The organism is Mycobacterium sp., from assembly GCF_035499775.1.
Classification (GTDB): Bacteria; Actinomycetota; Actinomycetes; order Mycobacteriales; family Mycobacteriaceae; genus Mycobacterium.
In genome coordinates, this window is the sequence record NZ_DATJYB010000212.1 from 1 (window position 1) to 7,891 (window position 7,891).

Genomic DNA, 7,891 nt, shown 5'->3' on the forward strand with positions numbered 1-7,891 from the left:
CCGCTTTACACACCGAGGTGTTCGGGCGACCGGACGGCTATCCGATTGTCTTGACCCACGGCATCACATGCGCCATCCGGGCCTGGACATACCAGATCGCCGACCTTTCCAACGACTACCGGGTGATCGCGTTCGACCATCGCGGACACGGACGAAGTGGTGTCCCGAAGCGGGGCGGCTACAGCCTCAAACACCTTGCGTCCGACCTTGATTCGGTGCTCGAGGCGACGTTGGCCCCGCGGGAACGGGCGGTGCTGGCCGGCCACTCGATGGGCGGCATCGCCATCGCCGCCTGGTCGGAGCGCTACCGCGACAAGGTCCGCCGCCGCGCCGACGCCGTCGCGCTGATCAACACCACCACCGGTGAGCTGTTGCGCAAGGTGAAATTCATGCGTGTTCCGCGGGAGTTGTCGCCGGCCCGAGTCGTGGCCGGGCGGGGCCTGATCAACGTGTTCGGCGGGTTTCCGCTCCCGGGCGCGGTGCGGCTGCCCAGCCGGTATCTGGTGGCGATGCTGGCCGTCGCGGCCGACGCGGACCCGAGCGCGGCGAAGATCATCTACGAGCTTTTCGCTCAGACGCCGCCCGCGGGCCGCGGCGGGTGCGCGAGGATGCTCGTCGAGTCGGTCGGGCAGCGCTACCTCAACCTGGACGGACTGACGGTGCCGACGCTGGTCATCGGCAGCAAACGCGACCGGCTCACCCCGATCAGCCAAGCCCGCCGGATCGCGCACACCGCACCCAATGTCGTCGGCCTGGTCGAACTCCCCGGCGGCCACTGCTCGATGCTCGAACAGCACCACGAGGTGAACCGCCAGCTGCGGGCACTGGCAGAGTCGGCGGCCCGGCCCGCGCGCGTCCGGCGGATCAGCTCATAACCGCTCGGCGACCTCCGCGGCGGCCCGCTGGCCGGACCTGACGGCGCCGTCGAGGTACCCGGTCCATTCCTCGGCGGTCTCGGTGCCGGCCCAGTGAATCGGTCCGACCGGCGCACGCAACCACTGCCCGTATCGTGTCCACGACCCCGGCGGCACCGCTGCTGTCGGACCGCCTGGCGCGAATCCCTCTGCACCCCAACGATGATCGACGTAGTCGAGAGGTTTGAGCGCGTCGTCGCCGAACAGCGACGCGAAGCAGCGCAGCGTGTCGCGGCGGCGCTGCTCGGTGGGCAGCGAGTCGAACGCCCGCGCGTCGGCGAACCCCATCAGGATGCCGGGTCCGTCGTCGTGCGGACTGACGTCGAAGGTGATGAAGACCGGGCCCCGGTCCGACAGCGCCTGGCCGGACAAGCCGTTGGCCCGCCAGAACGGCGTCGGATAGGCGGCGTACGCCTTGCTGAGCCGGCCCTGCGGCCAATTCTGGGCGAGCCGCTCGTATTCGGCGGGCAGCGGGGGAGTGAACTCGATGGACGCGCGGTGGGCCGGCGGGACCGCGACGATGACGAACCCGGCTTCGGCCTGGCCGCGGTCGGAAGTGACCGTCACACCGGCACCGTGCCGGTCGATGCGCCGGACCGGCGCGTCGAGCACCACGGCTGCGCCGAGTTCGGCCGCGGCCGCCTCGGCGATCTGCTGCGTGCCGCCCGGGAAACGGTCCTGCTGGGCGCCGTTTTCGACGTCGAGTAGCCGGTCCAGGCCGCCGGCCGCACGCGCGTAGCGGGCGGCCTGCAGCATCGACACTTCGTCGGGTTCGCACCCCCAGGTCACCCGGGCCATGATGGACATCAGGTCGCGTGACGATTCGGTGGCGCGCACCGAGCGCAACCATCCGGCGAGCGAGACTTCGTCCAGTTCGCTGGCGCGACGCGCATCCCAGGGAGCCGCGATCGGAACGGTTCGGGAGATCCGCTGGAATTGCCAGCGCAACCGCCCGATGTCCAGCAGTCCGGTCAGCGAAAGGTTGGGGATGGTGCCGCGGTAGGGCCGCGCCCAGCCGCGCCAATGGATCAGGTTCTTGCCGTCGTGGTAGGTGGGGGTGGTCGCGACCTGGAGCTCGGCCGCCAGCGCCAGGATCGCGTCTTGGGTCGGGCCGACGAAGGACGCGCCCAGGTCCACGGGCAAGCCGGCGACGCTGCCGGTGAACGAGCGTCCGCCCACCCGGTCGCGACCTTCCAAGACCAGCACGTCATGGCCCTGTCGTGTCAGCTCCCGAGCTGCGGCCAGGCCGGCGAAGCCGGCACCCACTACGACAACGTCGACAATCCACGGCGGGTTTGTCACGCCCTATAGTGAACCAAAGTGCCGCCGAATGTGGGATTAAGTCTTGATTTTCGCGGCACGCTCAGGGTGCGACCGTCAACCAGTCGGCGAATCCCGACGGGTCGTGGCGGCCCAGCGCGCCGTGCTCGTACAAGCCCCAACCCTCCACCGGATCTCCGTCGCCGTCCCGGCACACCGCCCGCCCGACGTGGTCGATGACGCCGAAGCCGGACCGGGCGATGATCGCCGGGTCGGTCATGTCGTAGGTCAGTCGCTCGACGAACTTCTCGCCCTTCCACACGCCGTGCAGCCAGTCCGAGTCGCCGCCGTAGCCGCCGCCGACGTGGATCGGCACCGGCAGCTTGGACTCGACGTCGAAGTGGACCGGTGTGCCGTCGGGGGTGGTCGCGTCGATGGTCGCCCCGGTCGGGATGCGGGTGCCGGAGCGGTAGTGGATCTTGACCCGCGGCCAGCCCAGTTGCTCGACGCGACCGTCGCGCCAGACCCGGGTGCAGTCGTTGAGCGAGCGGAACCCGTTGGGCTCTTCCTGGATGATCAACACGATGGCGAAGTCGTCGAACGCGATCGGCACATACAGCCACCACATGCCCTCGAACGGCGGGTCGGCGGGCCGGCCGGCCGGCTCGGGCTCGCCGATCGGCCGGATGCCCCAGGACCGGTCGCGGCTGCCGATCCAGGTCGCGGGGTCGACGGCGATCTCCCCGCCGTCGACCACGATGCGGCCACTCCAGCTGCCGAGCTGGGCAAAACGCTGCGCGTTGAGCGTGACCCGGTTGCCCGACCGCAGGATGTGCGGCTGTTCCCGGACGACGTCGAACAGGCCTTCCCAGGTGAGATCGGCCGCGATGCCCTCGGTTTCGTCGAGAACGATCCGCACTTTGTGCAACGGGTCGATGACCTCGACGCGGTAGCCGTTGACGTGCTGGTTCAGCCGGTCCTGGTCGATCGCGTCGGAAAGGTGCACCGCGGTCTGCGTATTCCCGCGCCTGATCAGCATGAAGGCGTCCTTCACCCCGAGGTTCGGGTAGTAGCCGATGCCGCTGATCACGAAGATGTCGCCGGTGCGGTCGTGGGCGTTGAAGTAGGACCGGTCGTAGAAGTTGCGGTCGGACGAACCCGGCCAGGCGATGGGCTGGGGAACCTGGTGTACCGGGTACTCGTCAAGTGGGCCTAACATTAACTTTCCTCTCCGATAAGACGTTTCATCAATCCCGCGTGATAGAACAGCGATTCGACATCGTCGGGCTTCTCGACCTCGCCGAAGTGCACCCGTCGGGCGCTGGTGCGCATGAACACGCACGCCCACATGACGCCCGAATACACGTAGAACCAGTTCAGGTCACCGACGTCCACGCCGGTGAGCCGCTGATAGGTGGCGCGCACATCCTCCTCGCGCATCACGTCGGGCAGGCCCGGCAGCGTTGCCAGGCCGGCGAGCTCCTCAAATACCTTGTGCGCGTAGATCATCCAGGCGACGTCCAGCTCGCGCGGGCCCAGCGTCACCATCTCCCAGTCCAGTACCGCCACCGGCGCGAAGTCGCGGTACAAGACATTGCCCACCCGCGCGTCACCCCACAACAGCACCGGCTCACGTCCGGCCGCCGCTTCGGGCCAATTGTCTTGCAGCCATTGCAGACTCCGTTCCACCAATGCCGACCGGCCGATGTCCGGCGCCGCGAAGTCGTACCAGGACTGCACCCAGCCGAAGTGCCGGCGCAGCGCGGTTTCACCGGTCAGGTCCTCGGTGAGGAAGCCAAAGATGTTCTCCGCGTCGGGGATCGAATGCAGCGTGGCCAGCACCCCGACGGAGGTGTCCTGCAGCTTGCGTTGTTGCTCGACGGGCGCGTCGGCGAACCAGTTGTTGCCGAAGGTGTAAGGCATCACGTCGGGCGGCACCACCCCGTCGACGTAATCCATCAGGAAGAAGGGTGTGCCCAGCACCTCGCCGGTGGTCTCGATCCAGCGCACCCGGGGAACCGGGACGTCGGTCAGCTCGCCGACCTTTCGGATGACTTCGAATTGGTGATCGAGCCGATAGGTCGGGAAAACCGGAACATCTTCGGTGGTCGGCGCCACCCTCGCGACCAGCTTCTGCTCCACCGGGCGCCCGTCTTCCTGCCAGCGGGCGGTCAGCATGATGGTCTCCGACGACATGCCCGTCGAGTCCACCCCGCTCTCCACCGTCACTTCGGGTGTCACACCGCCGGGTAGCACCGTCGACAACCATCGCGACATCAGGCGCGGGACGGTGGTGGTATCCCGGCTCGAGCGTTGCATGCGGCCTACGTCTTCGACCGCCGGTTCATTCGTCACTGGTACTTCCTTCGCGACATAATTACGATACGGTAGGTAGCGTTATGAAAGCAGAACCGTCCTCCCTTGACAAGGCCCCCGGCGCAGGGCGGCCCCGTGACCCGCGCATCGATTCGGCCATCTTGGCCGCGACCGCGGAACTGCTTGCGCAAATCGGCTATTCGAACCTCAGCCTGGCCGCGGTCGCCGAACGCGCCGGGACCACGAAATCCGCACTGTACCGGCGCTGGTCGAGCAAGGCCGAGCTGGTGCACGAAGCGGCGTTCCCGGTGGCGCCCACCGCGCTGCTGGCTCCGGCCGGCGACATGGCAGCGGACATCCGGATGATGATCGAGGCCACCCGCGACGTGTTCACCACCCCGGTGGTGCGGGCCGCGTTGCCTGGTTTGGTGGCCGACATGACGGCCGACCCCGAGCTCAATGCCCGGGTGATGTCGCGCTTCGCCGGCCTGTTCAGCGCGGTGCGGGTGCGGCTGAGCGAGGCCGTCGACCGCGGCGAGGCGCATCCCGACGTGGACCCGGACCGGTTGATCGAGTTGATCGGCGGAGCGACGATGCTGCGGATGCTGTTGCGCCCGGAGGAAAAGCTGGACGAGGCGTGGGTGGAGCAGACCACCGCCATCCTCGTGCACGGGGTGACCCGGTGACCGGGCGGCTCGCGGAGCGCGTCGCGATCGTCACGGGTGGTAGCCGCGGCCTGGGCCGGGCCATCGCGCTGGCGTTGGCGGCCGACGGCGCCGCGGTTGCCGTCGTCGGGCGCACCGAAGCGGTGTGGGACGACCGACTGCCCGGCACCATTGGTGAGACGGTCGCGGACATCGCGGCGGCGGGCGGGCGCGCGGTGGCGATCCGGGCGGATCTGACCGACCGCGACGACATCGCCAGACTGGTCGCAGAGGCCCGAGATGCTTTGGGTCCCATCACAATTCTGGTCAACAACGCGGCGTTCACCGCGCCCGGCCGCCCGCCGGTACCCGGCGCCGAACCACGTGCCAAGCCGGCCAGGCCGGTCGGTGCGGCCAAGCCCGGCTGGCCGGGATTCGTCAGCACCCCGTTGGCGGCATACCGCCGGCACTTCGAGATCGGGATTTTCGCGGGCTACGAGTTGATGCAACTCGTTTTTCCCGACATGCTCGCGGCGGGCGGTGGGTCCATCATCAATATCACCTCGATCGCGTCGCGGATGCCCGGCGACGGGCCCTATCCCGACCGCAGTGGCGGCGTACTGCCCGGTTACGGCGGATCCAAGGCGGCACTCGAGCATCTCACCCAGTGCGCGGCGTACGACCTCGCCGACCACAACATCGCGGTCAACGCGCTGTCGCCGTCGAAGCCGATCATGACGCCGGGGCTGTCCTACTATGCCCGCGAGTTCGTCGACACCGCCCCGGCCGAGGAGTTCGCGCGGGCCGCGGTGGAACTGGCGCTGGTCGATCCCGGCAAGGTCACCGGGCGCACCATCGGTCATCACCAGGTCCTCGATGGCAGCTTCCGGCCGTTCACGGGGGCCTAGCGGCGATCGCGAGCGCGGCGGAGCCGGGCGGACGCGGGTCGCCGCCATCGGGCCGCGGCGATCACGAGCGCGGCGGAGCCGGGCGACGCGGGTCGCCGCCATCGGGCGTATTCAGGCGGCGTGCAGGTTGATCAGCGTGATACCGATGGCGGTTTCGACTTCGCTGATTTCGATGCGCGGGTAGCCGGGTAGCGGTGGTGCAGTGGATTGATGGTGTGCGCCGGTGGGTGTGGTGAATTCGGCGGTGTGTCTGCCGTTTCGGGTGCCGGCGGTGACTCGCCAGCCGGCTGCCTGCTTGGCGTAGTTGCAGTGTTCGCAGTCTCCGAGGCCGTTTTCCGCGGTGGTGGGGCCGCCGCGGGCCCAGGGGTGGGCGTGATCGCGGTGGCGGATGGGGGCATCGCAGTAGGGGGTGCGGCAGCGTTGGTCGCGCAGCCCGATGAAGGTGGCCAGCCCGCGGGGGAACCGTCGGGAGCGTGATTCCAGGGCGACCAGTGCGCCGGTGGTGGGGCGGGCGTAGAGGCGTCGCAGTGTTGCCCGGGAGCGTCGATCGGCCACTGCGGTGCGGACCAGATTGCGTGCCACCGCCGCGGGGACCGGCCCGTACCCGTCGATCACCGCCGGGCTGGGGTCCTCGGCGAACAGGGCCTGATCGGAGATCACCACGTTGACCGCGATCGGCGTGGGCACCTGGGCGGGTGTACCGGTGATGCGCTCGACCAGGGTGTCGGCCATCACCTGGCCGCGCGAACGGTCATCGAAGGTGGTGTCGGCGGCGCGGCGCAGCGCGGCGTAGACCGCGACGCCCTGAGCGACCGGCAGCAGCGCGGTCAGATACGTCATGGTGTCGGGGGCGGGCCGGATGCTGACCGTGCGGTCTTTCTGGGCGTGGGCGGCCCGGTCGACCACGGCGTGCGGGTCCAGCCGGTAGGCGATGGTTTTGGCCGCCGCGGCCACCCGGGCATCGCCCATGCCCTCCAGGTTGGTGGCGTCGGCGCACAATTCGCGGTCCAAGGTCCGGCGGTCCTCGAGGTCCAGGCAGGCCGACTCACGCACGATCAGGGTGGCCCGCCATTCCGAGAGTGCCCCGGATTCCAGGGCGGCCAAGGTGTGGGGCATTTCGTGGACCAGGGCCTTGGCGAAACCCAGGTGTCGGCTGCCGCGTGCCGGGGAATCACGGCGGGCCAGCGCAATCTCAGTGGCCACACCCCGGCCCCGCCTGGACGCGACCACACCGGCGTCGGCTTCGGCCGCGCGCCGCGAATCGTCCAGTGCCGCCGCGGCGCGAGCCTGGCTTGCTGCCGCGGCGGATTTGAAGGTTTCCATCTCGGCGATGTGCTCGATCAACGCCGCCTCGCCGGCAGCGGGGTCCACGGACATCAATTTCTCGAACATGTGTTCGACACTACCAGGGTGGTCTGACACGATTTCTGATAAAGCGGCGATTTCTGACAAAGCGACCCGCTGCACCCAGCGTCACGGCACCCAGCGTCACGGCGGGGTGGCATTCGGCGCCGAACGTCACGCCCGCGTGGCTTCTGGTCGCGTCCATCGATCGACACCGGCTCGATGGCGCCGACCCGGCGCGGCCCGGCTGCGCGGCGCTCGCGGTCGACACTGGACCGCGGCGGGCCAGCGCCGCTAGCCTTCGGCTATGGGGCGCACGTGGCGCGCAAAGCCGATATTGGCTACCCCGTGACTGACAAGCCGGCGGGGCGCGTTGTCGCCCTGATAGTGCTGTTGATCCTGGTCGCTGCTGCCCTGCGCGGGTATCTTCCCGCCGATGACCGTTCCGGACATTCGCAGATGGGCGGCAATCGGGCGGCCGTGATGATTGTCGTCGCGGCACTGA

At 69.0% G+C, this 7,891-nt stretch carries 7 protein-coding genes and 1 pseudogene; 4 read left to right on the forward strand and 4 right to left on the reverse strand.

Annotation, left to right across the window (positions count from 1 at the left end; genetic code table 11):
* Positions 1–875 (forward strand): alpha/beta hydrolase (locus VML93_RS13930; RefSeq protein ID WP_325611423.1); only part of this gene is annotated, 875 nt, incomplete at its 5' end.
* Here the strand turns inward: VML93_RS13930 and VML93_RS13935 are convergent.
* The 3 genes from VML93_RS13935 to VML93_RS13945 all read right to left on the reverse strand — a co-directional run bounded on the left by VML93_RS13935 (position 870) and on the right by VML93_RS13945 (position 4,529).
* A complete protein-coding gene (locus tag VML93_RS13935) occupies positions 870–2,216 on the reverse strand; it encodes a flavin monoamine oxidase family protein (protein WP_325611425.1) in 1,347 nt (448 codons plus the stop codon). The genes VML93_RS13930 and VML93_RS13935 overlap by 6 nt on opposite strands.
* Before the next feature lie 61 nt (positions 2,217–2,277).
* Complete coding sequence (locus VML93_RS13940; protein ID WP_325611426.1) at positions 2,278–3,393, reverse strand: hypothetical protein; 1,116 nt, start codon at positions 3,391–3,393, stop codon at positions 2,278–2,280.
* Positions 3,393–4,529, reverse strand: coding sequence for a phosphotransferase family protein (locus VML93_RS13945; protein ID WP_325611427.1), 1,137 nt, complete (start codon positions 4,527–4,529; stop codon positions 3,393–3,395). The genes VML93_RS13940 and VML93_RS13945 overlap by 1 nt, the downstream gene beginning before the upstream one ends.
* A 44-nt stretch (positions 4,530–4,573) precedes the next feature.
* On the opposite strand from VML93_RS13945, the gene VML93_RS13950 reads away from it, so the two are divergent.
* Together VML93_RS13950 and VML93_RS13955 are read left to right on the forward strand one after the other, a co-directional pair.
* Positions 4,574–5,176: a TetR/AcrR family transcriptional regulator gene (locus tag VML93_RS13950; protein WP_325611429.1), complete on the forward strand. Its 603-nt coding sequence runs from the start codon at positions 4,574–4,576 to the stop codon at positions 5,174–5,176.
* The gene (locus VML93_RS13955; RefSeq protein ID WP_325611430.1) at positions 5,173–6,042 is read left to right on the forward strand and encodes an SDR family NAD(P)-dependent oxidoreductase; all 870 of its coding nucleotides are present in this window, start codon (positions 5,173–5,175) and stop codon (positions 6,040–6,042) included. The genes VML93_RS13950 and VML93_RS13955 overlap by 4 nt, the downstream gene beginning before the upstream one ends.
* A 111-nt stretch (positions 6,043–6,153) precedes the next feature.
* Here VML93_RS13955 and VML93_RS13960 read toward each other — a convergent pair whose 3' ends face one another.
* The gene (locus VML93_RS13960; protein ID WP_325611432.1) at positions 6,154–7,434 is read right to left on the reverse strand and encodes an HNH endonuclease; all 1,281 of its coding nucleotides are present in this window, start codon (positions 7,432–7,434) and stop codon (positions 6,154–6,156) included.
* A 288-nt stretch (positions 7,435–7,722) separates the two neighbouring features.
* Here VML93_RS13960 and VML93_RS13965 point away from each other — a divergent pair.
* A pseudogene (locus VML93_RS13965) lies at positions 7,723–7,891 on the forward strand (hypothetical protein); the annotation flags it as partial.